Annotated in this window: 25 protein-coding genes; 20 read left to right on the top strand and 5 right to left on the bottom strand. The window is 50.7% G+C overall.

Features of this window, described 5'->3' with window-relative positions:
• Positions 1-461: 461 nt before the first annotated feature.
• The gene (locus CDA54_RS17675; protein ID WP_099036373.1) at positions 462-1604 is read left to right on the top strand and encodes a sensor histidine kinase; all 1143 of its coding nucleotides are present in this window, start codon (positions 462-464) and stop codon (positions 1602-1604) included.
• Positions 1601-2941, top strand: coding sequence for a sigma-54-dependent transcriptional regulator (locus tag CDA54_RS17670; RefSeq protein ID WP_099036372.1), 1341 nt, complete (start codon positions 1601-1603; stop codon positions 2939-2941). Before CDA54_RS17675 ends, CDA54_RS17670 begins: the two co-directional genes overlap by 4 nt.
• 521 nt (positions 2942-3462) lie before the next feature.
• Here CDA54_RS17670 and galE read toward each other — a convergent pair.
• From galE to CDA54_RS17645, 5 genes are all read right to left on the bottom strand, one after another.
• Entirely contained in the window at positions 3463-4479 is a 1017-nt protein-coding gene (gene galE, locus CDA54_RS17665; RefSeq protein WP_099036371.1) for a UDP-glucose 4-epimerase GalE, read from the bottom strand.
• Complete coding sequence (locus tag CDA54_RS17660; protein WP_099036370.1) at positions 4472-4783, bottom strand: DUF6170 family protein; 312 nt, start codon at positions 4781-4783, stop codon at positions 4472-4474. The genes galE and CDA54_RS17660 overlap by 8 nt, the downstream gene beginning before the upstream one ends.
• Before the next feature lie 124 nt (positions 4784-4907).
• Complete coding sequence (locus CDA54_RS17655) at positions 4908-6458, bottom strand: peptide MFS transporter (protein ID WP_099036369.1); 1551 nt, start codon at positions 6456-6458, stop codon at positions 4908-4910.
• 165 nt (positions 6459-6623) lie between these two features.
• On the bottom strand, positions 6624-6947 hold the full coding sequence (locus tag CDA54_RS17650) for an EscU/YscU/HrcU family type III secretion system export apparatus switch protein (RefSeq protein WP_099036368.1): 324 nt from the start codon (positions 6945-6947) through the stop codon (positions 6624-6626).
• Positions 6944-8920, bottom strand: coding sequence for a flagellar hook-length control protein FliK (locus tag CDA54_RS17645; protein WP_099036367.1), 1977 nt, complete (start codon positions 8918-8920; stop codon positions 6944-6946). Before CDA54_RS17645 ends, CDA54_RS17650 begins: the two co-directional genes overlap by 4 nt.
• Before the next feature lie 137 nt (positions 8921-9057).
• Here CDA54_RS17645 and ccmA point away from each other — a divergent pair, with 137 nt between their 5' ends.
• The 18 genes from ccmA to fliJ all read left to right on the top strand — a co-directional run bounded on the left by ccmA (position 9058) and on the right by fliJ (position 25534).
• Positions 9058-9681: a cytochrome c biogenesis heme-transporting ATPase CcmA gene (gene ccmA / locus CDA54_RS17640; RefSeq protein WP_099036376.1), complete on the top strand. Its 624-nt coding sequence runs from the start codon at positions 9058-9060 to the stop codon at positions 9679-9681.
• Positions 9678-10346 carry a heme exporter protein CcmB gene (ccmB, locus tag CDA54_RS17635; protein ID WP_099036366.1) on the top strand — a complete coding sequence of 223 codons (669 nt, stop codon included), beginning with the start codon at positions 9678-9680 and terminating at the stop codon, positions 10344-10346. Before ccmA ends, ccmB begins: the two co-directional genes overlap by 4 nt.
• A 35-nt stretch (positions 10347-10381) precedes the next feature.
• Positions 10382-11146, top strand: a complete 765-nt coding sequence (locus CDA54_RS17630; protein WP_099036365.1) for a heme ABC transporter permease — start codon at positions 10382-10384, stop codon at positions 11144-11146.
• Complete coding sequence (ccmD, locus tag CDA54_RS17625) at positions 11136-11348, top strand: heme exporter protein CcmD (protein WP_099036364.1); 213 nt, start codon at positions 11136-11138, stop codon at positions 11346-11348. The genes CDA54_RS17630 and ccmD overlap by 11 nt, the downstream gene beginning before the upstream one ends.
• Positions 11345-11818 carry a cytochrome c maturation protein CcmE gene (ccmE, locus tag CDA54_RS17620; protein ID WP_099036363.1) on the top strand — a complete coding sequence of 158 codons (474 nt, stop codon included), beginning with the start codon at positions 11345-11347 and terminating at the stop codon, positions 11816-11818. The genes ccmD and ccmE overlap by 4 nt, the downstream gene beginning before the upstream one ends.
• Positions 11819-11822: 4 nt before the next feature.
• Positions 11823-13835 (top strand): heme lyase CcmF/NrfE family subunit, encoded by a 2013-nt coding sequence (locus tag CDA54_RS17615; protein ID WP_099036362.1) that lies wholly within the window; start codon positions 11823-11825, stop codon positions 13833-13835.
• Positions 13832-14431 (top strand): redoxin family protein, encoded by a 600-nt coding sequence (locus tag CDA54_RS17610; protein ID WP_099036361.1) that lies wholly within the window; start codon positions 13832-13834, stop codon positions 14429-14431. Before CDA54_RS17615 ends, CDA54_RS17610 begins: the two co-directional genes overlap by 4 nt.
• A complete protein-coding gene (locus CDA54_RS17605) occupies positions 14428-14865 on the top strand; it encodes a cytochrome c-type biogenesis protein (RefSeq protein WP_099036360.1) in 438 nt (145 codons plus the stop codon). The genes CDA54_RS17610 and CDA54_RS17605 overlap by 4 nt, the downstream gene beginning before the upstream one ends.
• Positions 14862-16082: a c-type cytochrome biogenesis protein CcmI gene (gene ccmI / locus CDA54_RS17600; RefSeq protein WP_099036359.1), complete on the top strand. Its 1221-nt coding sequence runs from the start codon at positions 14862-14864 to the stop codon at positions 16080-16082. Before CDA54_RS17605 ends, ccmI begins: the two co-directional genes overlap by 4 nt.
• Complete coding sequence (locus CDA54_RS17595) at positions 16079-16897, top strand: MlaA family lipoprotein (RefSeq protein WP_099036358.1); 819 nt, start codon at positions 16079-16081, stop codon at positions 16895-16897. Before ccmI ends, CDA54_RS17595 begins: the two co-directional genes overlap by 4 nt.
• Positions 16898-17014: 117 nt before the next feature.
• Positions 17015-18289, top strand: a complete 1275-nt coding sequence (tviB, locus tag CDA54_RS17590; protein WP_099036357.1) for a Vi polysaccharide biosynthesis UDP-N-acetylglucosamine C-6 dehydrogenase TviB — start codon at positions 17015-17017, stop codon at positions 18287-18289.
• Between the two features lie 5 nt (positions 18290-18294).
• Positions 18295-19311, top strand: a complete 1017-nt coding sequence (locus CDA54_RS17585; RefSeq protein WP_099036375.1) for an SDR family oxidoreductase — start codon at positions 18295-18297, stop codon at positions 19309-19311.
• A 436-nt stretch (positions 19312-19747) separates the two neighbouring features.
• Complete coding sequence (gene fliE, locus CDA54_RS17580; RefSeq protein ID WP_099036356.1) at positions 19748-20074, top strand: flagellar hook-basal body complex protein FliE; 327 nt, start codon at positions 19748-19750, stop codon at positions 20072-20074.
• A 78-nt stretch (positions 20075-20152) separates the two neighbouring features.
• On the top strand, positions 20153-21850 hold the full coding sequence (gene fliF / locus CDA54_RS17575; protein WP_099036355.1) for a flagellar basal-body MS-ring/collar protein FliF: 1698 nt from the start codon (positions 20153-20155) through the stop codon (positions 21848-21850).
• A gap of 6 nt (positions 21851-21856) precedes the next feature.
• Positions 21857-22909: a flagellar motor switch protein FliG gene (gene fliG, locus CDA54_RS17570; protein WP_373286100.1), complete on the top strand. Its 1053-nt coding sequence runs from the start codon at positions 21857-21859 to the stop codon at positions 22907-22909.
• 47 nt (positions 22910-22956) lie between these two features.
• The gene (gene fliH / locus CDA54_RS17565) at positions 22957-23751 is read left to right on the top strand and encodes a flagellar assembly protein FliH (RefSeq protein WP_099036354.1); all 795 of its coding nucleotides are present in this window, start codon (positions 22957-22959) and stop codon (positions 23749-23751) included.
• 6 nt (positions 23752-23757) lie between these two features.
• The gene (gene fliI, locus CDA54_RS17560) at positions 23758-25095 is read left to right on the top strand and encodes a flagellar protein export ATPase FliI (RefSeq protein WP_099036353.1); all 1338 of its coding nucleotides are present in this window, start codon (positions 23758-23760) and stop codon (positions 25093-25095) included.
• On the top strand, positions 25085-25534 hold the full coding sequence (gene fliJ, locus CDA54_RS17555) for a flagellar export protein FliJ (protein WP_099036352.1): 450 nt from the start codon (positions 25085-25087) through the stop codon (positions 25532-25534). Before fliI ends, fliJ begins: the two co-directional genes overlap by 11 nt.
• Positions 25535-25644 lie beyond the last annotated feature (110 nt).

Below are 25644 nucleotides of genomic sequence, written 5' to 3'. Positions count from 1 at the left end.
TGGCGGGAACCCAGCGCCTTTGCTACTAACAGGTACCACAGGACAAAAACGCTTCCACCACAATATAGAAGGTCTTTATATCTCAGCGTCTTTGCGCCTCTGCGAGATCAAATAAATAAGAGGCCTGGATCTCGCAGAGACGCTGAGATCGCAAAGAAAAGCATCAATTTGCCCTATCTCCCCTGTTCGTGCTTTTAGTGTTTTTCGTGGTTAAAGCTTTTCAACCACGAAAGGCACGAAAAACACGAAAGGAGCAAAGCGTTTAACCATTCAAATCTCTGGGCTCTTTCGCGTCTCAGTGGTTATTATCCTGTTTTCTCAATCTCCAGGCCGTAATGCCGGTATTATGACGTTCCATTTAATGACTAACATTTTGATAAATAACAAATAATAATACTGGCACGTTCTCTGCTTTATCCCTTGTGTCTTTTTCGGTGTCCAAGTTTTGACATGGGGTAATTATGACAACCGAGTCGCAGTTTTCTGATTCTGTAAAAACCGCCACTACCAGCGAATCCCTGAGCTCGTATGAGCAGTCGCAAGCAAGCCCGCAGGAAGTCCTGCGTCTGCGCCAGCAATCTTCCCGTCTCGAACACTTGCTGGAAGTGATGCCGGCCGGGGTCATTGTCATTGATGGTCGCGGTATCGTCAGGCAGGCCAATCAGGTAGCGGTAGAGTTGTTAGGCGAGCCACTGGAAGAGCAAAGCTGGCGCACTATTATTGCCCGTGCTTTTAAACCCCAGGCCGATGATGGTCATGAAGTTTCATTGCAGGATGGGCGCAAGGTTCAGTTCTCGATTTCTCCGCTGGAGCTTGAGCCGGGGCAGCTGATCGTGATCACCGACCTGACCCATACCCGTCGACTGCAGCAACAAATCAGCCACATGCGAAACCTGTCGTCATTGGGGCGTATGGTAGCCTCTTTGGCGCATCAGATCAGAACACCACTGTCGTCGGCCATGCTCTACGGTGCCAATTTACAAAATCCCACCCTGAACCCCGACTCCCGTAATCAGTTTGCCGATAAGCTGATGGCCAGGCTCAAAGATCTGGAACAACAGGTAAACGATATGTTGTTGTTTGCTAAAAGCGGCGAGCAGCAAGTGGTGGCTGAGTTGTCATTACAAAGTCTGATGCTGGAAGTGGAAGCGGGTAGTGAAGCCATGCTGGTGCAGCGTCAGGCTTCGCTGACACTGGATCTCCCGGAGCCGGATATTCTGGTGATGGGCAATAAAACGGCACTGGCCAGTGCACTGCAAAACCTTATTCATAACAGTTTACAGGCCAATCCGCTGGGCTGTCAGATTGAAATCGCAGCGAGCCGGGATGCCCGAAATCCTGAGCAGGTGCGGCTGTCGGTTAGTGACAATGGCCCCGGTATTCCTGAGGGGAAGTGTCAGAGTATCTTCGACCCTTTCTATACCTCTAAAAGCCAGGGAACCGGGCTGGGTCTGGCAGTGGTGAAATCCGTTGCTCAGTCCCATCAGGGTAGTGTACGCGCCACCAATAATCCTCGGGGCGGTGCCAGAGTTGAGATGCTGTTACCTATTTATCGGGAAGAACAGAATTATTCCTTGCTAAGTGCAGGTGGAGGTAATCTATGAGTCTGAGCAAAATATTGATTGTGGAAGATGATGCCGGCTTAAGGGAAGCGCTGGTCGACACCCTGCTGTTGGGTGGCTATGAACTGATCGAAGCGGATTGTGCTGAAAGTGCTATGTCCCTGCTCGGGCAACATACTGTGGATCTGGTTGTCAGTGATATACAGATGGGCCAGATGTCAGGCCTGACATTGCTTCGCAGTATCAAGCAAAAATATCCTAATCTGCCGGTTTTACTGATGACTGCCTATGCCACCATCGATGATGCGGTGCAGGCGATGCGCGATGGTGCTACTGATTATTTAGCTAAACCTTTTGCGCCTCAGGTTCTGCTGAATCTGGTCGGGCGTTATGCTCCGGCAAACAAAGTGGAATCCTGCCATCCTGTAGTGGGAGATCCGAGCAGCCATAAATTACTGGAACTGGCGCAAAAAGTGGCTCGTGCCGATGCTACGGTGATGGTTTTAGGCCCCAGTGGTTCTGGTAAAGAAGTACTTGCCCGCTATATTCACGATCAGTCCGGCCGCGCCGATGGGCCTTTTGTGGCCATTAACTGTGCGGCGATTCCTGAGAATATGCTCGAAGCCACCTTGTTTGGCTATGATAAAGGCGCTTTTACCGGTGCTTTACAGGCTTGCCCGGGTAAGTTTGAACAGGCTCAGGGCGGAACGATATTGCTGGATGAGATCACCGAAATGGATCTGTCCCTGCAAGCCAAGTTACTGCGCGTATTGCAGGAAAAAGAAGTGGAACGGCTTGGTAGTCGCAAGACGATCGATCTGGATGTCAGAGTATTGGCGACCAGTAACCGGGATCTTCGACGGGCGGTTCAGGATGGCCGGTTCCGTGAAGATCTTTATTATCGTCTGAATGTGTTCCCACTCACCTGGTCGCCTCTGGCTCAGCGTAAAGGGGATATTATTCCACTGGCCCAGCACCTGATTGAACGCCATAGTCAAAAGGGCGGCAATGCGATCCCGACATTGAGCGCCGCGGCGCGCAACAAACTCGAGCAATATGCCTGGCCGGGTAATGTCCGGGAGCTGGAAAATGTCATTCAGCGTGCCTTGATACTGGTCAGTGATGAGCAGATTGATGCCACAGATTTAATGCTGGAACAGGATATGTCTGTCGACTTTGAGCAGGATGAGATTATGGAGCCGGAGGGCAGTAAGCTGGGCAACGAACTGCAGCAACAGGAGCACCAGATTATTCTGGATACGCTGAAATCCTGTAACGGCAGTCGCAAAGCCGTAGCCGATAAACTGGGCATAAGCCCGCGCACCCTGCGCTATAAACTGGCGAAGATGCGTGATGTGGGGATTGATCTGCCAGCCTGATTCACCACAGAGTCACGAAGGACACAGAGAATTAATATCTCTGTGAGTTCCGGGAGGATTTTTTGGAGCTTGCAGGGACGCTAAGGCGCTGAGTAAGAGAATAGTTCGTGATTTTTGTGCCTTTAGTGGTTGAAAAGCTTTAACCACGAAAAACACTAAAAGCACGAACAGGGGAGACAGTGCGAATTTTTGCTTTTCTTTGCGAACTCAGTGTCTCTGCGAGATCCAGGGCTCTTCTTTGTTTGATCTCGCCGAGGCGCAAAGGCGCTGAGGTTTAAGAAGATATTCACCACAGAGGCACCCAGCAACCTTTGATAGCACGGTGTTATTATCAGCACATTGCTCTTTCAGTGGTTGCTGGGCATCCAGTGGCCTTTACGAAACGCTGAGGGGGAAAGGATTCACTGTTTATACCTTATCTTCGTGTTCCTTCGCGATCTTCTGCCTGCCCAGCCCCTTTGATTCACTGTAAATAAAAATAGTACTGCCGATCTATGCATCAAAGGTGCCGGGTGGTGAACCTAGTTGCGATAACCATCCGGGTTGTTGGACTGCCAGTGCCAGGTATCGGCACACATCTGCTCAATCCCTTTTTCTGCGCTCCAGCCCAGGTCATTTTCCGCCAGCGTCGCATCGGCATAACAACTGGCCACATCGCCGGGGCGTCGCGCTACAATCTTGTAAGGTACTGACTGACCGCTGGCTTTTTCGAACGCTTTGACCATTTCCAGCACCGAATAGCCTTGTCCGGTCCCCAGGTTATAGGTTTTAAGACCGGAACCTGGCAATTTGTCCAGCGCTTTTAAATGGCCTGCCGCCAAATCTTCAACATGAATATAGTCTCTGACACCTGTACCGTCAGGCGTATCATAGTCATTCCCAAAAATGTTCAGAGCGTCTCGTTTGCCACTGGCCACCTGGGCAATAAAAGGCATCAGATTATTGGGAATGCCATTGGGATCTTCGCCTATTTCGCCCGAAGGGTGGGCACCCACAGGGTTAAAATAGCGCAGCAGAGTGATATTCCAGTTGTTGTCGGCGCGGTAGAGATCCTTTAAAAGCAGTTCCACCATCAGCTTGGACTGACCATAAGGGTTAGTGGGCTCCCCGGTGGGCATGGATTCGGTTAACGGTAAGGCAGTAGGATCGCCATATACGGTCGCCGAGGAGCTGAACACCAGATTGGTGACATCATGATCCTGCATTGCCTGACATAGCGTCAGGGTACCGGCGACATTATTCTGATAATAGCGCAATGGCTGTTGTACCGACTCACCTACAGCCTTGAGGCCGGCAAAGTGGATCACCGAATCAATATGTTGCTCCCCGAAAAGCTTATCCAGCAAAGCGCGATCGAGAATATCGCCCTGAATAAAGTGCAGCGATTTTCCGGCAAGTTTCTCTACCCGGTTTAAGGATTCCTGTGAGGCGTTACTGAGATTATCAATAACCCACACATTGTGACCCTGCTCAAGCAGTTGCAGTGTGGTATGGCTGCCAATATAGCCGGCGCCGCCGGTGACCAGAATATCAGACATTGTCCTTGTTTCCTTGGGTTAAATTTTCAGGCAGGTATTTTTCACTCAGGCCATATTGCACAGGCTTCAGTATCAGCGGATATGTGGCTAATACCAGAGCGGCCCAGAGCAGATTCAGCCAGTCCCGGGGGGCATAGAGTATCAGTACAAAGGCCGGAATCAGAATGACCAGCTTGAGCACGTTTAACAGCAGCTTTTCCGGTGCAGTCAGCTTTGCACTGGCCTGGCTGAGCAACGCCAGTCGTTCAGTCAGCGGCAGTTCCCGCAGTGCGGAAATATGGCGGGTTGAAAAATACAGCTTCATAACATCATTGGTTTGCTTTGCGTGAGGTGAAGCTTACCTTAACAATCCGAACAGGATAAGGGCTGGAAATAAAAAAGCCCCTTTTACTTGCACAAAAAGGGGCTTGTATTTCGCACAGGGTTAATCAGTTTTGTTTGATCGGCTCATTGGCATCGATCACAGCGCCCGGATGGTCGTCTTCGGGCTTCTCAGCCAGTTTCTCCCACTTGCGGGTTTTCAGTGCCAGCAGGAAGATAACGATACCGATGGCGATGCTGAACAGCGTGATCTGCATATACAAGTCAGGCATTTCAGCTGGCTTCTCCGGGTCGAAGTTACCGGCCAGCAAACCGGCAACCACGTTGCCGATAGAATAGGTCAGTACAAACACGCCCATCATCTGACCGGCCATGCGCTTGGGTGAGAGTTTGCTCACTGCACTCAACGCTACCGGGCTTAAACAAAGCTCCCCTACTGTATGCAGGAAGTAGGTGGCGATCAGCCAGTAGGGTGCCACTTTGAGACCGCTGGCGGCAAACTGTGCGGCAAAGAACATCACAATAAAGCCGGTGGCCATGATGATCAGGCCCAGAGCACTCTTAAAACCATAAGAAGGATTGATCATCCGTTTACTCAGATTGATCCACAGCGCCGCAAAAAAGGGCGACAGGATAACCAGGAAGATAGAGTTAGCCGACAGGAACCACGCCGCGGGAATTTCAAAGGTTCCAATCATACGATCGGTCAGATCCCGGCCAAACAGGTTCAGTGATGAGCCAGCCTGTTCGAAGCCGGCCCAGAAGCAGATGGAAGCAATACACACCAGCAACAACGCCAGTAAACGTTTTTTCTCATCACCATTGAGGTTGGAGAAGAAGAAAATAGCGGCGTAGTAAATGCAGAATATTGCTGTGATGCCAATGGCAACATTCTGCGCAATACTGACCGGATTGATGGTTAACAGCCCGGTCATAATGGAGAATGACACCAGGGCTAAAGCAACCAGAAATGCCACAATCACACCCCAACTTACCCGGGTGGCCTTTGGTGATAATGGCTGGGGAGCTATTTGCCCTACAGTTTCCAGTTTAGGCAAGGTGATTCTGTACTGAATCAGACCCAGGCCCATACCCACAGCGGCGGCACCAAAGGCCCAGTGCCAGCCCATATTGGTTTGCAGGTAACCACACACAAAATAGCCGATAATAGAGCCGATATTGATGCCCATGTAATACAGGGTATAGCCGCTGTCACGGCGTTCATCTTCACTGCTGTAAAGCTGGCCCACCATGGCACCGATATTGGGTTTGAGCAGCCCTGTGCCCAGTACCACCAGAATCAGGCCAATGAAAAAGGTGTGATCGCCGGGAATGGCCAGCACAATATGGCCACACATGATGACGATGCCCCCATACCAGACGGCTCGCTGCCCGCCGAGCAGGCGATCGGCTATCCAGCCACCCGGTAACCCCATAAAATATACCGCGCCGGTGTACAGACCATAAATGGCTGTGGCTGATGCGACGGTAATAGCCAGACCATTTTCCTGCATGCTGGCTGTCATATACAGTACCAGCAAGGCGCGCATGCCGTAATAACTCATGCGCTCCCACATCTCGGTAAAAAAGAGTGTTGAAAGGCCACCAGGGTGACCAAAAAATCCCGTGTCGTTTTTCATTGTTGTTTTCGTTGTCATTATTATTAGCCTTGTAGAAATTGCACAATCCGTCACTCTGACCTTTTTTGAGGGATACAGTATCCGCTCAATAACAGACCAAAGCTGCAATAGCGTGGGCTTGGTTATACAGTTGAGTCTGTCGAAATGCAAGCCTCTGCACCCGGCTTTTAAAGGCTGCAGACCCTAAACTTTTTGTGAGACGCGCCCATGGGGATTGGTCCATGATTCCGGAAATTTCCCTTGCAAAACATAGGAAAACGCGATCAATTCGGCAATTACCAGGTACAGCTCCCGGGGGATTTCCTGGCCCAGGTCGAGCTGGTTGAGAAACCCGGCAAGATGCTCATCTTCGTGTATCAGCACGCCGGACTGGCGAGCCAGTTCAATAATCTCATCGGCAAGATCGCCAAAGCCTTTGGCGATCACCTTCGGCGCCTGTTGTTTATCCTCAGCCTGATATTTAATACCTACTGCACTGCGCGGTTTGCTGTTTTTGGGATTCTTCATGCCTGTGTCTCGAAAACCTGATAGGGCCGTTGTTGAAGGTGTTGCGGAATTTTCCCCAACTGGCATTGGCTATGATTGATGTCTATGCCTAACGCTTCAAAACGCTTTTTCAAATGAGGCAGAAAAGCAATGACCTTATCTTTAAGCTTGTCATTAGCGGCATAGAAATCCAGTTCCAGTTGAGTGTCATATAATCTGGCCTTGGCCAGAAGGCCTCCGAGCTCACCGATATCCATTTTCATCGTCAGGTTCCATTGTTTATCACCGCCGTGTTGTTGCTGATTTTTTTTATCTGGCGGCGGTTCACGGCGGATAAGCAGCTCAATATCCTTTCGGTTGGAATCCTGACCGACGGGCAGACTGTAATAAAAACTGTCCTGGCCCTGAAGCTGACTCTCTGCGCTGCTGGCTTTGTGCCCAGTATGGCTTGCCAATAACAGGTTCAGATTACGAATCAGTTGATGCCTCTGTTCGGCCTGGGCAAAATCAGCCAACCCTCTTGGGGAGACCCGATTGCCGCCAGAGACCGTTTCCAGCATACCGCTTATTCGTTCAGCCAGCCTCTCACCCTGAGCGGGTTGATTTCTTGCTTGTCTGGCAGCCAGAGACAATTGCAACAAGGTCACCAGGCCACCGATAAAACCCTGCTGACTGGTACTGGTAGTGAGACTTAAAGGGGTCAATGCCATTGCTGGCTGGCTAAGCAGAGCCCGCAACTGAACGGCATCTTGCTCGGTGCCTTTTGGCAGGCTCTGATTTAGCTGTTGTGTAAGTTGTTGCACGACTTTGGCAGTATCGGGTTGATTAATAACACTGTCCTTCAGCGCCTGTTCAACCTTGCTCATATTCAAAGCCGGAGACTCCTGTATTGCGAGGGTACGACGCAATAACAGCTGCAGAGACTGATTGGTAGTGGAATCTGCCGACGGCTTTAATAACTGTGGGCTGACTAAATCTGCATTTTGCTGAGCCACTGACAGATTCTGGCCTGAGATAGCAGGTTGTGAGGTTATTACCTGTGAGTTCGGTGTTGGTTTTTGTCCTGCCAGTGTCGGCAACAACTGTTGCAGGCTCTGCCGCTGAGTGTCGGATAAGCTGATACTGGCTTTCTCTGTACCATTTGTCATCGTCAACAGCAGATTTACCTTGCCCGAGTGTGTGACATTCAGGGCGCCGGCATCCGGCATAGTCCTGAGCTGATTCAACAGTGGCAAAAGTGGTTGCAGCGATGGTGGTGCCTTTTGCAACAAATTCTCAACACTGCTTTGCGACAGGGGGATGGTTTTGTCTTTGGCAATCAGAACGGTCAACGGACTGACCTGATTGGCCGGCATCGTCACCTTCACGGTGTTTTGCGACGCCGGAGCTTTAGGCTCCATGGTCAGTGCCCATTCACCAGTGTTTTGATAGCGAAGCTGTACTATTTGCCCTTTGCTCAATTCTAAAGGGGGCCTGGGCAATTGCACATCAATCTGAGTATTCGCCAGTTGTAGCGTCAATCGGGTGCCCTGTGCAGCGATTACCTTTGCCGACAACGCCACGGTATTGTGTTCTACATTGACGGATTGTTTAAGCTTATCGGTTACCGGAGCAAGGCTTTCAGAGAGTGATTGTGCCAGTATCACCTCTGCCAGTGCCTTAGGGATTAATTGCGATATTGTGGTGCTGTTCACATCAGAGCGCCCCGATTGCAGCAGGCCAGGTGGGGTAGAAAAAATCAGTTTTCCGGTGTCTTTGTTGTCCAGTGTCAGCGTGTAAATCTGCCCTGCGCTGAGCTGCCCCCGTATTGTCCGGCCGGGTAATTGTAACTCCCCTTTTTGCGTTTGCAGCAGCAATTGGTTGCCCGAAAGGTGTTGAACCATTGCCTGGCTGGCCTGCTGTTGCAGTCCGGTTGTCGCTGCATTGCCTGCAGATTGCAGCTGTTTCAGGGCAAGCGTTAGCTGCCGCTGTGAGGAGAGTAAAATATCTGACATGCTCTGTTATCGGCCTGACCGTTAGTCTGTTAATAGCTCATAGCATCAAGCATATACCCAGCGATTACAGAATAGAATGGCAGCGCTTTATTGTGTTATTATCGCGCCCGAATTTTTCTTCACTGCCAGAGCCTGATTTGAGCTGTTTGTCTGTCAATAACCTGTGTTGCATTAAACGTGATCGTGTCTTGTTTGAGCGCCTTAGCTTTACCGTCGAGACCGGTGACATCATGCATATTCAGGGGCCTAATGGTGCCGGCAAGACCAGCTTGCTGAGAATTCTGGTGGGGCTGGCTGAGCCCGATAGCGGAGAGGTGTTGTGGCAGCAACAGAATATCAGGCAGGTGATGCAAGGTTATTCGTCACAGCTGGTTTATTGCGGTCACAAGTATGCCGTTAATCAGAGTTTAACTGCCGCAGAGAACCTGCTTTATTGGTGTCGCATGCAGAATGTTTCTGCAAATACGGACGTCTATCCCGTACTGGATGAGATTGGTTTAGTGGGCCTTGAACATTTACCGGCGGGGCAGTTGTCCGCCGGCCAGCAGCGGCGTATTGCACTGGCCCGATTGTGGCTTAAACCGGCCAGGTTGTGGGTGCTGGATGAGCCATTTACGGCACTGGATAGTTATGCGATTGACTTACTGAGTCGCAAAATGGAACAACATCTGGCAGGGCAGGGAATGCTTCTTCTCACATCACATCAGTCACTGGCACTCGATCACCCGGTACGTACCCTGGAGCTGGAGTACCGTTTATGAGGGGATCATTGCAGGCATTGCTGACAAGAGAGCTGGCGCTGGCATTCAGACAAAAGGGTGAGTTGTTGCAACCACTGGTGTTTTTTGTACTGGTGATTAGTCTGTTTCCTCTTGGAGTAGGCCCGGGGCCACAAATGTTGCAGAAAATAGGTCCCGGTGTCATTTGGGTGGCGGTGTTACTTGCTTCTTTACTGGGTATGGAGCGGCTGTTCAGAGACGATTTTAATGACGGATGGCTGGAACAAATGATGCTGTCGCCAGTACCCCTCACTCTGGTGGTATTGATCAAAGTACTGTCTCACTGGCTGACCTGTGTATTGCCGCTGTTATTGATTTCCCCTTTATTGGCGGTTTTTCTGAACCTGACTCTGGACATGTATCAGGCGTTGCTGATTACGTTACTATTGGGCACCCCGTTACTGAGTCTTGTCGGCGCCACCGGAGTAGCTCTGACAACCGGGTTGCAGCGAGGCGGGGTATTGTTGTCGCTACTGCTATTGCCCTTATTTATTCCGCTGCTTATCTTTGCGACTTCGGCAGTGGATGCAGCGGCGTTGCAACTCTCTTATAATGGTCAGCTTGCCATTATAGGAGCGCTGTTATTATTGGCGCTGGCACTAACCCCTTTTGCTACGGCTTATGCTCTTAGAGTGATTCAGAGCTGAGTAAACCACAGACAAATAAAAAGGTAGTACGTTACATGTGGAAATGGTTACATCCCTATGCCAAATCAGAACAGGCCTTCAGGCTGTGTGGCAGGCTGCTACCCTGGCTGAGCATCAGCGCAGGGCTGATTTTAGGTGTAGGTATTGTTTGGGGGTTGGCCTATGCGCCATCAGACTATCAGCAGGGCGATTCTTTTCGCATTATCTATATCCATGTACCTTCAGCCATTTTATCTATGGGCGTATACAGCGTGATGGCGATCAGCGCACTGATTGGTCTGGTATGGCAGATCCGTACTGCCACCATGGCGGTGGCTGCTATTGCTCCGGTCGGGGCGGTGCTGACGTTTATCGCACTGTTTACCGGCGCGGCCTGGGGTAAACCGATGTGGGGAACCTGGTGGGTGTGGGATGCCCGGCTGACGTCTGAGCTGATTCTGTTGTTCCTGTATCTGGGGGTAATGGCGTTGTATCAGTCTTTTGATGACAAACAGCAGGGGGGCAAAGCTGCCGGTGTAATGGCCCTCGTGGGAGTGGTGAATCTGCCAATTATTCATTACTCGGTCGAGTGGTGGAATACGCTTCATCAGGGGGCCACGATAACCAAGTTTGGCAAGCCGTCGATTGCCCCTGAGATGCTGTGGCCATTGTTATTGTGCATTCTGGGTCTGGCGCTGGTATCAGCAGCCATTGGCCTCTACCGGTTTCAAACTGAACTTATGCGCCGTGAAATACACCGGCCCTGGGTAAAAGCACTGGCCGGTGACGGCCGTACGCAGGAGAACTCTAATGCAATTTGATAGCTGGTCGGCTTTTTGGGCTATGGGTGGATATGGTTTTTTTGTATGGCTGGCGTTTGGGATCAGTCTACTGGCGTTGATCGGGTTGATCCTGCAAAGCCGTCTGGCACGTAAACACGTACTTCGGGCGTTACTTGATGAGCAAAAACGCCAGGCAAGAATTCAGGCCAGTCGTCACCAGCAACAAGGCAGCAAATTATGAATCCAAGGCGTAAACAACGATTACTGGCTGTTTCCGCAGTGTTGGTCGTGGTGGCAGGAGCCATCGGCCTGATGCTATATGCGCTGGGACAGAATATTGACCTGTTCTATACCCCGTCAGAAATTGTGCAGGGTAAAAAGGGGGTTAAACCTCAGGTCGGTCAGCGCCTGCGTGTGGGTGGCATGGTGGTGGAAGGGTCGGTACGCCGGGATCCTGACAGTCTGGCGGTAAATTTCGATTTAGTCGATACCGGGCCAATGATTACCGTTAGCTATCAGGGCATTTTGCCCGATTTGTTTCGCGAAGGGCAGGGCATCGTGGCGACAGGGTATCTGACGCAAGCGAAGCATATTGAAGCAGAAGAAGTGCTGGCCAAGCACGACGAAGAATATATGCCGCCTGAACTTGCTGAGGCGATGAAAGGTATCAAGCATGTAAAGCCATCCGAAGCTGGCTACCAAAAGGAGTGATCAGATGTTAGCCGAACTCGGACATTTCTCATTAGTATTGGCGTTGTTGATGGCCATATTGCTGGCTATTTATCCTCTTTGGGGGGCTCAACGTGGCAGTGCGACGCTGATGGCCACAGCGCGGCCGCTGGCCATTGGTGTATTTTTATTTACCGCTTTTGCCTATTTCTGCCTGAGCTGGGCCTTTTTTGAGAATGACTTTACCGTTGCTTATGTGGCCCACAATTCGAATACGTTGTTGCCCTGGTATTATCGTCTTACAGCTGTGTGGGGAGGCCATGAAGGCTCGTTCCTGTTGTGGGTGCTGATATTTTCAGTATGGACGGTGGCTGTGGCTGTGTTCAGCAGCAGTATTCCCCGTGAATTTCTGGCCAGAGTGCTGGGAATTCTAGGCCTGGTAGGTGTTGGTTTTTACCTTTACATGTTATTGGCCTCCAATCCCTTTGAACGTTTGCTTCCGTTTTTTCCTGTAGACGGCAGAGATCTTAATCCGCTGTTGCAGGATTTTGGCATGATCATTCACCCCCCGTTGTTGTATATGGGGTATGTGGGGTTCTCAGTGGTCTTTGCCTTTGCTATCGCAGCACTGATTGCCGGAAGGCTGGACTCTACCTGGGCGCGCTGGTCGCGCCCCTGGACGCTGGCTGCCTGGATATTTCTTACCCTGGGGATCGCCCTGGGAAGCTGGTGGGCATACAAAGAACTGGGTTGGGGCGGCTGGTGGTTCTGGGATCCGGTGGAGAACGCCTCCTTTATGCCCTGGCTGGTGGGCACCGCATTGCTGCATTCTCTGGCGGTTACCGAAAAACGAAAAGTGTTTAAGTCATGGACGGTGTTGCTGGCGATTTCGGCGTTTTGCCTCAGTTTGTTAGGCACCTTTCTGGTGCGCTCCGGTATTCTTGTATCGGTGCATTCCTTTGCCTCAGATCCAACTCGCGGATTATTTATCCTGGCGCTGTTAATGCTGGTGATTGGCGGTTCATTATTATTATATGCGCTCAGGGCGCCGCAGCTGCGCAGCATTGGCCGCTATCAGCTGGTATCCAGAGAGATGATGTTGATCGGCAACAATATTTTGCTCAGCGCCGCCACACTGGTGGTTTTGCTGGGTACCCTGTTGCCACTGGTGCACAAGGAACTGGGGTTGGGTTCTATTAGTGTTGGTGCGCCGTTTTTTGATCAGATGTTTGTTTATCTGACCGTGCCTTTTGTGTTCTTGCTGGCCATGGGGCCCCTGAGTCGCTGGAAACAACAAAGTACTTCGGCCCTTGGTCGACATTTGCTGATGGCCTTTGGGATCAGTGTCAGTGCCGCATTGCTGATAGGTCTGGGCAGCGATTCGTTTTCTTATATGGCAACATTGGGGTTAGTGCTGAGTATCTGGATTCTGGTGGCAACGGTACAGGAAGTCCGCCAGCGAATCGCCGGTTCAGGGGAGATGTTCGCCGGAATTAAACAGCTTACGCCGAGTCATTGGGGCATGGTGCTCGGGCACCTTGGCTTTGCTGTGATGATCATCGGTATTGCCATGGTAACCAGTTACAGCCAGGAACGGGATGTGCGGATGGCGCCTGGCGATAGTATTGAACTGGCCGGCTATACCTTCCAGCTGCAGGGCGTTGAACCTCTGCGCGGGCCCAACTACACCGGGCATGTGGCGATAATGGATATTTATGCCAACGGCAAAAAGCTTAATCATCTGGAAGCGGAAAAGCGTTTTTATACGGTACAGCGCTCGGTCATGACCGAAGCCGCCATTGATGTAGGGCTGACCCGTGATTTGTATGTGGCACTGGGGGAGCAGCTGAATAACGGCGCCTGGGCATTGCGGGTTTATGTGAAGCCTTTTATTCGCTGGATTTGGGCGGGGGCGCTGTTAATGGCAATAGGCGGGTGCCTGTCTTTGTCTGATAAACGTTACCGGATGGCAAAACTTGCACACAAAGCCTCCACATCAGAGAAGCCGCAAATGGGGAAAGCTTCAGCGATGGGAGAGATAAAGAGGGCTGACGTATGAAAAAATTAAGTCTGTTCTTGCTGCCGTTGTTGCTGTTTTTGCTTGTCAGTGTGTTTTTACTTCAGGGGTTGTTCTCTGATCCAACAGAGCGCAAGTCCAGTCTGCTGAATCGTGGGGTACCGGATTTTTCTTTGCCTGATGTGATGAATGACAGCATTGTTTATGGCCCCGAGGTGTTTGATAACCAAATTACGCTGCTTAATGTATGGGGTACCTGGTGTGTCACCTGCGCATACGAACTGCCATTTTTGACTCAATTGCGTGAGCAGGGTGTGCGCATAGTGGGCTTGTACTATGAACAGGATCTGGACCCGGATTTTGGTGCCAAATCCTTGCGCCAGATTCGTCTTGATATAGACAAAAAGCTGGGGCAGCTGGGTAATCCTTATGCCTTCAATATTTTTGATCAACAGCGCAGTTTGTCGCTCGATTTGGGGGTAACGGGTGCACCGGAAACCTTCTTGATTGGTCCTCAGGGAAAAGTACTGCTGCATCATATTGGTGACGTGAATGAACGGGTCTGGCAACAGAAATTTGAATCGGTTTATCAAAGGTTGAGTGGTCAGGCGTTAAACCAGCAGGAGTCAGTCCGATGAGGTGTTTTTTAGCGTTGCTACTGATGATCAGTTTTGCTTTAAACGCTGCAGATGAAATCTATGATTTTGATGATCCGGGTCAACGGGCATTGTTCCTGACACTATCTGAGAGCCTGCGCTGCCCTAAATGTCAGAACCAGAGTATTGCCGGCTCTAATGCGCTGGTGGCGCAGGACATGAAACGCAAAGTTTATCAGCTGTTGCAGCAGGGCTATACGGAGCAGGAAATTATTGACTATATGAAACAGCGCTATGGCGACTTTGTCTATTATCAGCCTCCCCTGAATCCATTGACCCTGCTTTTATGGATGGGCCCCGCCTTATTCGTATTACTGGTGCTGGGCATTCTGATTAGACGCAGAAATAAGCCGGCTGTGCAGGCAGATTCGGCGATGCTGGCTAAAGCTGAGAAATGGCTGGAGGAAGATAAGTGACAGTTTTATGGTCAGGCTTTGCAGTATTGATTGTATTCGCCGCACTGTTGATATTCTGGCCCTGGCTGGGCAGGCGAATAGCCGATCCGAAGCTGGACAGCCAGAATTTGAATATCCGTCTTACCCGCCAGCGTCTGAATGAGTTGCAACGTGAGGTACAGGAAGGATTGATCGGCAAAGAGGATCAGCAACAGGCAGAGCAGGAGCTGAAGCTGGCCCTGGCGCAGGAACAAAGCTCTGAACAAAGGAGCGGTAAATCTTTCTCTGTGTTGGTGCTGACAATCGGATTGCTGTTGGCATTGGCGGTAGCGGGCGGCAGTTATTGGAAAGCTAATGAAATCGGTGATCTGAGGCATTGGCAGCAGGCCAAAAGTGAGATTGGGGAGCTAGGCAAGCGCGTGGTGGTGGACGCTGATCCCAGTGTTACAGCGCAAGAGCTCCAACGGTTTGCCCTGGCACTGAGAACACGCCTGTGGCGAGAGCCTGACGCGCCTGAAGGTTGGTTACTGCTTGGTCGTTTGCATGCGAGTCTTAACCGGTTGGATTCTGCAATCCAGGCCTATGAAAAATCCTTAGACCTGGATCCCACAAGGGACAGCGCGAAAATGAGCCTGGCCCAGGCACTGGTGATGACGGCCTCAGAAACCAATCTGCAACGGGCATCGGGTATTCTGCGCAAATTAACTGAAAAAGATAAAAGCAACCACAGCGCCATGGGCTTGCTGGCCATTACCGCTACTCAGCTGGGTCAGAACGACCTTGCCCTGGATAGCTGGCGGGAGTTGCAAAGTCAGTTACCAGAGAGTGATCCTATGTACGCCTCTGTTGCAGAGCGTATTGCTGCGCTTAATGGTAGTGAAAGTGCAGTCACAGAATTACAACTGAAAATCAGTGTGGCCCCTGAGCTGACATCAAAATTGCCGGAACAAGGCTACCTGGTTGTCTTTGCCCGCGATCCACAAAAAGGCAATATGCCTGCGGCAGTGATAAGGCAACCATTGGATACGATGCCCCTTACTCTGACGTTAACTGACGCCAATGCGATGATGGCGGATTATCGATTGTCAGATCTGAACCAGGCTCAGCTGATCGCACGTATATCACAGGACGCCGATGTCTCAAGCCAGGCAGGAGAACTTGAAGGCGAAGTCAGTATCACTATTCAGGCGGGCACCATAATGCAGCAAAGTATCGTTATAAACAGGGAAATTAAATGATCAGAAAGATATTGCTTGTACCACTGTTACTGAGCGTTTTGGGTGGCTGCGCATCAGCGCCAGAACGAGGGCAGACAGAAGACATCAACAGTATGCCAGAGGCAGAGCAGTCGACGCAGAATCAAGCGGTTGACCCTGTTGCCGGACAGTCTGTAAATGATCCTTTTGAAGGGATTAACCGTGCTATCTGGACCTTTAACTGGGAGTACCTGGACCCTTATGTTCTGCGCCCTGTGGCCGTGGCCTACGCCGATTATATGCCCGGGTTTGCCCGCACAGGATTGCTCAATGCTGCAATTAATCTTGAAGAGCCGGTGAATACCGTCAATAACCTGCTCCAGGGCAAGGTAGGCGGCTCTATGATCAGCATAGGACGTTTTCTGGTCAATTCCACTCTGGGTCTGCTGGGTACCATTGATGTAGCCAGTGAGATGGGACTGGCCAGAGAAGAAGAAGAATTCGAAGAGGTATTGGGGGTATGGGGTGTTGGCGCCGGACCTTATCTGATGTTACCGGCAATGGGACCGAGAGATGTCAGAGGTGGTGTCAGTATGGTGGCAGACTCGGCGTATTTTCCGCTAGATGATCTTAGCTGGCAACTCAGCCTGGCCCGGCGTTTGATTAAAGCGCTCGAAACCCGGGTATCACTGATTCAGCAGGAACAGCTGATTAATAATGCTGTCGACCCCTATGCTATGGTGCGGAATATCTATTTGCAGAATCTGGAATACAGAATCAAAGACGGTGAAGTTGAGAAGACTGAGCAGGAAGCTGAGCTTGAAGAGGATATTGATGCCTACCTGGAAGGCCTGTGATATTTTCGGCATTGACTTGTACGGTAAATGCCTCACTATATACCCGGACTCAGAGTCAGGCTAGCGCTTTGAGGACAGAGTACAACAATAAATAACAGATGGAATCAGGACGCAGTTATGGATCTAAATAATTTGAGGGTTGCGGTAATAGGGCTGGGATATGTCGGTCTGCCTCTGGCTGCAGAGTTTGGTAAAACGCGCAGTGTCATTGGTTTTGATATAAACAGTAAACGTATTGCTGAGTTAAAAAGAGGGGTGGATTCAACCCTCGAAGTCACCACAGAGGAACTTCAGCAGTGCAAAGGACTGAGCTTCAGCGATCAGTTGCAGGATCTGCAGCAGGCGAATGTATTTATTGTGACTGTTCCTACACCTATCGACAGTTTTAAACGTCCTGATTTGACTCCGCTGATAAAAGCCAGTGAGACGATTGGTAAGGCATTAAAGCCCGGAGACATCGTAATATACGAGAGTACTGTATACCCCGGTGCCACCGAGGAAGATTGCGTCCCCGTGTTAGAGCGCGTATCCGGACTTAAATTTAACCAGGATTTTTATGCCGGTTACAGTCCCGAACGGATCAACCCGGGTGATAAAGAGCACAGAGTGTCCACTATTAAGAAAGTGACCTCGGGCTCAACGCCTGAGATTGCTGATCTTGTGGATGCGCTTTATGGTGAGATTATTACGGTTGGTACACATAAGGCCAGCTCAATTAAGGTGGCCGAAGCGGCTAAGGTGATTGAAAACACCCAGCGGGATGTGAATATTGCACTGATTAATGAGCTGGCGATCATCTTTAACCAGCTGGGTATTGATACCCTTGAAGTATTGGAAGCGGCGGGAACCAAGTGGAACTTCCTGCCATTCAGACCGGGGCTGGTGGGCGGCCACTGTATTGGTGTGGATCCTTATTACCTGACCCACAAGGCACAGGCCATTGGCTATCATCCTGAGATGATTCTGGCGGGTCGCCGGCTAAATGACGGTATGGGCAAATATGTGGTGTCCGAACTGGTTAAAAGCATGATTCAAAAAGGGATCCAGGTACAGCAGGCCAGGGTATTGCTGTTGGGGCTGACCTTTAAGGAAAATTGCCCTGATCTGCGCAATACACGGGTGGTGGACATTGTCAGTGAAATCAGTGAGTACGGCGCCAGTGTTGATATTTACGATCCCTGGGCTAATGCGGAAGAAGCGATGCATGAGTATGGCCTGGAACTGGTAGAAAGACCCGCTGAACAGGCCTATGACGCCGTTGTGCTGGCTGTGGCTCATAACGAATTTAAGCAGTATGATCTCGCTACGTTCAATCGTTTATGTAAGGAAAAGCGGGTGATTTATGATCTCAAATACGCACTGGATAAATCACTGACAGACAGAAGGCTGTAATGACTATGGAGCGCTATCAGCAGGTATTGCAAAAAATTAAGACACAACCCCAGACCTGGTTGGTGACAGGTGCAGCTGGCTTTATCGGTTCTAACCTGGTGGAAGCCCTGTTAAGAGCCAACCAGCAGGTCATCGGGCTGGATAACTTTGCTACTGGTCACAAGCGTAATCTGGATGAGGTTAAAGCGCTGGTGGGAGATAGCTGTTGGCAGAACTTTCGCTTTATTGAGGGCGATATTCGCCATAAGGCCACCTGTGAGGATGCGGTCAAAGGCGTTGACCGGGTGCTGCACCAGGCCGCTTTGGGTTCTGTCCCGCGTTCTCTGAATGATCCCGACACCACTAACGACGTGAATATCAGTGGTTTTCTGAATATGCTCGGTGCGGCTAAAGACGAGGGTGTGAAGGCCTTTGTGTATGCGGCATCAAGCTCCACGTACGGCGATCACCCGGCACTACCTAAAGTCGAAGAGAATATTGGTAAGCCGCTCTCTCCTTATGCAGTGACCAAATACGTCAATGAGCTCTATTCTGATGTATTCGATCGGGCGTATGAATTTAAGAGCACCGGCCTGCGTTATTTCAATGTGTTCGGTCGGCGTCAGGATCCGGACGGCGCTTATGCAGCGGTAATACCAAAATGGACCGCGGCCATGAACCACAAAGAAGACGTTTTTATCAACGGCGACGGTGAAACCAGCCGGGATTTTTGCTATATCGACAATGTGGTGCAAATGAATCTGCTGGCGGCAATGACACCCCTTGAGAAAAGCGAAGTCTTCAACGTGGCGGTGGGTGACAGAACAACCCTGAATCAGCTTTTCCAGGCAATCAAAGAAGCGTTGCATGAGCAGGGGGTTAGTTACGACAAACAACCGGTTTATCGCGATTTCAGAGCCGGCGATGTAAGGCACTCTCAGGCTGATATCGGTAAAGCCCGGAGTCTGCTTGGCTATGATCCTCAGTACCGTATCTTTGAAGGTATCAGTCTGACCATGCCCTGGTATGTGCAAAACGTCTGATAGCTGATACCAGAGATAGTATCCAGCCAAAGGGATTTTCATTACAGAGACACGGAGGACACAGAGGTTAAAAAGGATAAACCCTTGATATCTCTGTGCTCTCTGTGACTCTGTGGTTAATCTTGTTTTTCCTTTCGTGACTTTGGTGTGGTTCGTGGTTGATGGCTTTTTCACCGCAGAGTCGCCGAGAGCGCGGAGAAAATAGACAGAAAGAGTTATCAGCCCTCAGTTATCAGGGGCAGTAAAAGCCTGGATACGCGCGATTGGAGTCTGGTAGAACTGGAGATTGTCAATTTCCCGTCATTCTTCGTCTATTCTATCCTTTGTTATGCCAACCTATTGTTTTTCAACGTATTTAAAAAGTGGCACTGGTATTGCTATCTTCACTCCAAAGCATCTTTAACTGTCAAAAAACAGTACTTTGTGGAGTGAACCCATGGAAATAAAAGCCGATTCTTTATATAGCCAGTTGCAGGCACTGGCCAGTGAGGCCAATGGTGGCATACCGCAAAATCAGCTCCTGGTAACCAATCCCAGCTCACAGAATTTTGGCGATATGCTCAAAGATGCCCTGGGTACGGTCAGTGATATGGGGTGGGAATCCCGTGATGCGCAAAGGGCCTTCGAGATGGGCGATCCCAACCTGAGTATGGCTGATGTGATGATCACCAAAGAAAAAGCCGGTATCGCCTTTGAAGCCACCGTTCAGGTGCGCAACAAGGTGCTCGAAGCCTATAAAACCATTATGAATATGCCCGTGTAATCCCGGATGTTGAACGATAAATCCATGCATTCTAATCAGCGCGGCTTATACAGCGATTGCATGTCGAGGAGATAACAGGTGGCTGAAGCAACAAGTACTGAGCTAGCGGTATCCGGTGATAACAATCTGGATGATGATACTCAGGAGCAAAAATCCGGTTTTGTCGAAGGTCTGGGGGGATTGGATCTGCTGCGCCAGATTACACTGATTGTGGCACTGGTCATTTGTGTGGCGATTGCGGTATTTATTATGATTTGGGCCAAAGAGCCTGACTTTAGACCCCTGGCAAAAATGCCCACCGAAGAGCTGATCGAAACCCTGGATTATCTGGATATGAATCAGGTGGAATATCGCCTGGATGGTAATGTTATCTATGTCAATGAAACCCAGTATCAGGACATTAAACTGGGAATGGCACGTCAGGGCATCTCCCAGGAGCCTTCTGCCGGAACAGATATTATCATGCAGGATATGGGCTTTGGTGTAAGTCAGAGAGTCGAAAAAGTACGCCTTAAGCATGCCCGGGAGCAACAGATTGCCCGCACTATAGAGAGTATCAGCGCAGTGAGTCGCGCTAACGTGCTGCTGGCTATGCCCAAGGAAAGTGTATTTGCGCGGGTAGAGAAGAAACCCAGCGCCACCGTAGTGGTGACCCTCAAGCGAGGTTCGGTGTTGTCGGGCCAGGAAGTGGATGCACTGGTAGACATCGTTGCTTCTGCAGTACAGGGGATGGAACCTAACCGGGTGACCGTAACCGATAGTAATGGCCGATTACTAAATTCGGGCTCTCAGGATGCAGAATCAGCCCGTGCACGTAAAGAATACGAAATAGAACAGCGTCGTGAAGCGGCCACACTTTCAAAGATCGACTCGATTCTGATCCCGGTCCTTGGCCTGGGGAATTATACGGCTCAGGTGGACGTTAGCATGGACTTCACATCCGTAGAACAAACTCAGAAACGCTACAATCCTGATTTGCCTGCAGTACGCAGTGAGATGACGGTAGAAGATAACACGGTGGGGGGGATCTCCGCAGGTATTCCGGGCGCTCTTACTAATCAGCCGCCCCTTGAATCTGATATTCCTGAAGATGCCACAGGTGGTGCGCAAGGTCGTACTTTACCGGGCCGCTCTCACAAAGAGGCCACACGCAATTATGAGCTGGATACCACCATCAGTCATACCAAGCAGCAAAGCGGAGTGGTGAGACGCCTGAGTGTGTCGGTGGCAGTGGATCATGCTCAACAGACCGCAGCAGATGGCACGTCTAGCAGCGTCCCCCGGTCTCAGGAAGAATTGCTGAATATTCGCCGTTTGCTTCAGGGGGGAATAGGTTTTGATGTGACCCGTGGCGATTCTCTGGAAGTGGTCAGCATTCCCTTTAAGCGGGTCGAAGATGTCGGGCTTGTGGAAACGCCTATTTGGGAGCAGGATTGGTTTATGCGTGCGCTGAGGCTGTTGGTTGGAGGCCTGGTGATTATGACCTTGATCCTGGCCATAGTTCGCCCCATGCTTAAGAGACTGATTTATCCTGAAGACACCCATGAAGCTGATAGCTTTGATGCTGATGCAGGGCTCGATCTCGGTGATGAAACAATCAGTATGTTGTCTCAGGAATTCGATGAGGGGCAGGTGGGCTTCAATTCTGACGGTTCATTGATGTTACCTGATCTCCATAAAGATGAAGATGTGCTTAAAGCCGTGCGCGCTTTGGTTGCCAATGAACCAGAGCTATCAGCGCAAGTGGTTAAAGGCTGGTTGATGCAGGATGAGTAAGAGATAATGGCCGCTAAACAAATGATTCAGGAGCAAGAGCAGGAAACGACGGGTTACGACGTCAGTAAGCTGGAGGGCGTGGAGAAAGCCGCCATGCTGTTGCTCAGTCTCTCCGAAGACGATGCGGCACAGATACTCAAACATCTGGAGCCTAAACAGGTACAGAAACTGGGCTCGTCCATGGCCAGCATCGAAGACATGACCCAGAATAAAATCACCGCGGTGCATAAACACTTTATCGAGGAGATTCAGAATTACAGCACCATTGGCTTCCAGAGTCAGGAGTTTGTGAAGAAGGCGCTCACCGCAGCACTGGGTGAAGACAAGGCAGCCAATCTTATTGATCAGATCCTGGTTGGTGGGGGCGCTAAAGGCCTGGATTCTCTTAAGTGGATGGACTCGAAACAGGTGGCCAGCATTATTCGCAATGAGCACCCGCAGATCCAGACCATCGTACTGTCGTATCTGGAAGCGGAACAATCCGCAGAAATCATGGCCCAGTTCCCTGAGAAGGTCAGGCTGGATTTGATGATGCGTATTGCCAACCTCGAAGAAGTACAACCCGCCGCCCTACAGGAGCTCAACGAGATCATGGAAAAACAATTTGCCGGACAGGCCGGTGCTCAGGCCGCCAAGATGGGCGGCCTGAAATCTGCAGCAGATATCATGAATTATCTGGACACCAATATCGAAGGGCAGCTAATGGATGCCATTCGCGAGCAGGATGAAGAAATGAGTCAGCAGATTCAGGATCTGATGTTCGTGTTCGACAACCTTGCAGAAGTGGATGACCGGGCCATTCAGACCTTGCTTCGTGAAGTACAGCAGGAAGCGCTGCTCAAAGCCATTAAAGGTGCGGATGATAACCTCAAAGAAAAAATCACCAAAAACATGTCCAAACGGGCTGCAGAAATGTTACTCGATGATTTGGAAGCCATGGGGCCTGTGCGTATCAGTGAAGTGGAAGCGGCACAGAAAGAAATTCTGTCTGTTGCTCGTCGTCTGGCGGATGCGGGTGAAATTATGCTTGGTGGCGGTGGCGGTGATGAATTCCTTTAAGCACGTTTTAACTGTGTTTTCTTTGCCGTGCTCGGACCAATACGCTTATGACCTCTGACAAAGATGCGACTCAGAAAGAGACTGAGCAGGTTCGCTCCTGGGAGTTGCCGTTTGTTGAGGATGAGACGGACGTAGAACCAGACCGAACCAATGCACTTAACCGTACCAGTGACTGGAAATATGAGCCTCCTGAAGAAGAAGAGGAAGTGCTGCCGCCCACGGCGAAGGAAATAGAAGAAATACGCCACAATGCCTACCAGGAAGGATTCGAACAAGGGCGTACCGAGGGCTTTGAACAGGGGCATCAGCAAGGTCTGGAACAGGGCCTTGCAGAGGGCACAGAGAAAGGCCTGGAGCAGGGGAAAAGTGAAGGGCTGAGCGCAGCCAAAGAACAGGTTGATGAGTTGGTGGCAAATTGGCAACAACTGATTGATCAGCTGACCAGACCCGTTGAACAAGTCGATGCTGAACTGGAAAAAGAACTGGTGCAACTGGCTGTTTCTCTGGCAAGAGCTGTGATCCGAACTGAAGTGAAGACAAATGACAAGGTTATTCTCCAGGCCCTGAGTGAAGGGCTTAAAGTGTTACCTATTCAGGACAAAGGCTACCAGATTCATTTGCACCCCGAGGATATTCAGCTTATCCGCGAGCACTTTGGTGAGCAGGAGATTGAATCCCATCATTGGCAGTTGATAGAGACCCCGGACATGACCCGTGGCGGTTGCGACATTGTTACCCAGAACAACGCGGTGGATCTTTCCGTCGAACGCAGGGTCAGACAGGTATTAGAGAAGTTTCTGCTGGAACAGGGACTGTCTACAGGCAGTAAAGAGCAGGAATAATAATCCATGCCCGTGTCATTGTTAGAAAGAATTCGTAAATATCAACATCAGGTGCCTCAGGCGCAGGCTGTCGCCGCCGGTAAACTGGTGCGCGGTATTGGGCTGACCCTTGAAGCTGTGGGGTGTCAGATGCCGGTTGGCAGCCAGTGTCTGGTACAGACTGTGGACGGCGAAATTGAGGCCGAAGTCGTCGGGTTTGCCGAATCGGTGACCTATCTTATGCCAACCGAAGCGGTGCGCGGGATCGTGCCTGGGTCCCGGGTTCAGCCTTTGGACCGGGAGCCGGGAATTCCTGTGGGGATGGATTTGCTTGGCCGGGTGGTGGATGGTAACGGTAACCCCCTGGATGGCCTGGGTACTATTGTGCCGGAGAAACGGATCCCTTTATCCCGGCCGCCGATCAATCCCTTATTACGCAGACCTATAAAACAAGCACTGGATGTCGGCGTCAGAGCCATCAACTCTCTGATTACCGTGGGTGTTGGTCAGCGTATGGGGTTATTTGCCGGCTCCGGAGTGGGTAAAAGTGTACTGATGGGCATGATGACCCGGGGCACCTCGGCTGATGTGGTGGTAGTGGGCCTGGTCGGAGAGCGTGGCCGTGAGGTTAAAGAGTTTATTCAGGAAATACTCGGCGAGGAAGAGCGGCAGAAGTCGGTGGTGGTCGCGGCCCCTGCCGATACCTCACCACTGATGCGTCTCAAAGGCTGTGAAACAGCTATTGCCATTGCCGAGTATTTTCGTGATAAAGGTATGAATGTGTTGTTGCTGGTGGATTCACTGACCCGTTATGCAATGGCACAACGAGAAATCGCTCTGGCGGTAGGGGAGCCGCCGGCAACCAAAGGCTACCCACCATCGGTATTTGCCCGGCTTCCGGCACTGGTGGAACGGGCTGGTAATGGCAGTGGTAGCCAGGGTGCTATTACGGCTTTTTTTACCGTACTCACAGAAGGGGATGATCTGCAGGATCCTGTTGCTGACTCAGCCCGGGCTATTCTGGATGGTCACGTGGTGCTATCGCGCAGGTTGGCCGATAGTGGCCATTATCCGGCAATAGACATTGAAGCCTCTATCAGCCGTGTGATGCCCATGGTTGTGAGCACTGAACATGAGGTGGCGGCAAGACGTATCCGCCAGGTTTATTCAACTTACCAGCAGAATCGCGATCTGATTAGTATCGGTGCATACACTCAGGGTACTGATTCCAGAATTGATCTGGCCATCAAGGCCGAGCCGGTAATAAATAAATTTTTGCAGCAGGGAATGAGAGAAGTGTTGCCTTACGATGAGAGCCTGGAAAATATGAGTCAATTGGCTAAGGGGTTAGGCGATGTCAACTAAGCAGCTCGAGCAGGTGGCACAATGGGAGCAGCGTAAAGAAGATAAACTGGCTCAGGAGTTCTATCAGGCACAGACTCACGTGCAGGAAAATCAGCGTAAACTGACTGGCCTGCAAAGCTATCGCCTGGATTATTTACGACAATTGCAAAACCGTGCCAATAAAGGTTTGGGCGCAATGTCATTTGGCCAGCACCAGGCCTTTATCGATAAGCTCGACAGTGCCTGTACCCAACAGACGCGAATGCTGGCTCAGGCCAGGGCTGCCGCCGAACAGCGCAAAGGTTTATGGCTGAAACAGCAACAGAAGCGAAAAGCGGTTGAAATGTTGATAGATAAAAAACAAAACGAGCAAAGAAAGCGCGAAGACAGGCAGGAACAGGCATTGCTCGATGAATTTGCCACCCAACGGTTTGTCCGAAAAGCGGCGAACCATCAGTAGTGCCCTGTTGCAATACTCTGGAACACTATTTGCAATGCATCATTCGTTAACGACCCTTTGAGGATTTCCAGCGGTGCTTTAAACCGCCTGATGGGCTCCGGGTTTACTCG

Origin of the sequence: Lacimicrobium alkaliphilum (assembly GCF_002591895.1) — a bacterium.
Classification (GTDB): Bacteria; Pseudomonadota; Gammaproteobacteria; order Enterobacterales; family Alteromonadaceae; genus Lacimicrobium; species Lacimicrobium alkaliphilum.
The sequence above is the reverse complement of the archived record's forward strand: the minus strand, read 5'-3'. Positions and strand labels throughout refer to the sequence as shown.

Bases quoted from the DNA above. Each gene is read 5' to 3' on its own strand.
- CDA54_RS17675 (WP_099036373.1), top strand. From the start codon at position 462: ATGACAACCGAGTCGCAGTTTTCTGATTCTGTAAAAACCGCCACTACC.
- CDA54_RS17670 (WP_099036372.1), top strand. From the start codon at position 1,601: ATGAGTCTGAGCAAAATATTGATTGTGGAAGATGATGCCGGCTTAAGG.
- galE (WP_099036371.1), bottom strand. From the start codon at position 4,479: ATGTCTGATATTCTGGTCACCGGCGGCGCCGGCTATATTGGCAGCCAT.
- CDA54_RS17660 (WP_099036370.1), bottom strand. From the start codon at position 4,783: ATGAAGCTGTATTTTTCAACCCGCCATATTTCCGCACTGCGGGAACTG.
- CDA54_RS17655 (WP_099036369.1), bottom strand. From the start codon at position 6,458: ATGACAACGAAAACAACAATGAAAAACGACACGGGATTTTTTGGTCAC.
- CDA54_RS17650 (WP_099036368.1), bottom strand. From the start codon at position 6,947: ATGAAGAATCCCAAAAACAGCAAACCGCGCAGTGCAGTAGGTATTAAA.
- CDA54_RS17645 (WP_099036367.1), bottom strand. From the start codon at position 8,920: ATGTCAGATATTTTACTCTCCTCACAGCGGCAGCTAACGCTTGCCCTG.
- ccmB (WP_099036366.1), top strand. From the start codon at position 9,678: ATGAGGGGATCATTGCAGGCATTGCTGACAAGAGAGCTGGCGCTGGCA.
- CDA54_RS17630 (WP_099036365.1), top strand. From the start codon at position 10,382: ATGTGGAAATGGTTACATCCCTATGCCAAATCAGAACAGGCCTTCAGG.
- ccmD (WP_099036364.1), top strand. From the start codon at position 11,136: ATGCAATTTGATAGCTGGTCGGCTTTTTGGGCTATGGGTGGATATGGT.
- ccmE (WP_099036363.1), top strand. From the start codon at position 11,345: ATGAATCCAAGGCGTAAACAACGATTACTGGCTGTTTCCGCAGTGTTG.
- CDA54_RS17615 (WP_099036362.1), top strand. From the start codon at position 11,823: ATGTTAGCCGAACTCGGACATTTCTCATTAGTATTGGCGTTGTTGATG.
- CDA54_RS17610 (WP_099036361.1), top strand. From the start codon at position 13,832: ATGAAAAAATTAAGTCTGTTCTTGCTGCCGTTGTTGCTGTTTTTGCTT.
- CDA54_RS17605 (WP_099036360.1), top strand. From the start codon at position 14,428: ATGAGGTGTTTTTTAGCGTTGCTACTGATGATCAGTTTTGCTTTAAAC.
- CDA54_RS17595 (WP_099036358.1), top strand. From the start codon at position 16,079: ATGATCAGAAAGATATTGCTTGTACCACTGTTACTGAGCGTTTTGGGT.
- tviB (WP_099036357.1), top strand. From the start codon at position 17,015: ATGGATCTAAATAATTTGAGGGTTGCGGTAATAGGGCTGGGATATGTC.
- CDA54_RS17585 (WP_099036375.1), top strand. From the start codon at position 18,295: ATGGAGCGCTATCAGCAGGTATTGCAAAAAATTAAGACACAACCCCAG.
- fliE (WP_099036356.1), top strand. From the start codon at position 19,748: ATGGAAATAAAAGCCGATTCTTTATATAGCCAGTTGCAGGCACTGGCC.
- fliG (WP_373286100.1), top strand. From the start codon at position 21,857: ATGGCCGCTAAACAAATGATTCAGGAGCAAGAGCAGGAAACGACGGGT.
- fliH (WP_099036354.1), top strand. From the start codon at position 22,957: ATGACCTCTGACAAAGATGCGACTCAGAAAGAGACTGAGCAGGTTCGC.
- fliI (WP_099036353.1), top strand. From the start codon at position 23,758: ATGCCCGTGTCATTGTTAGAAAGAATTCGTAAATATCAACATCAGGTG.
- fliJ (WP_099036352.1), top strand. From the start codon at position 25,085: ATGTCAACTAAGCAGCTCGAGCAGGTGGCACAATGGGAGCAGCGTAAA.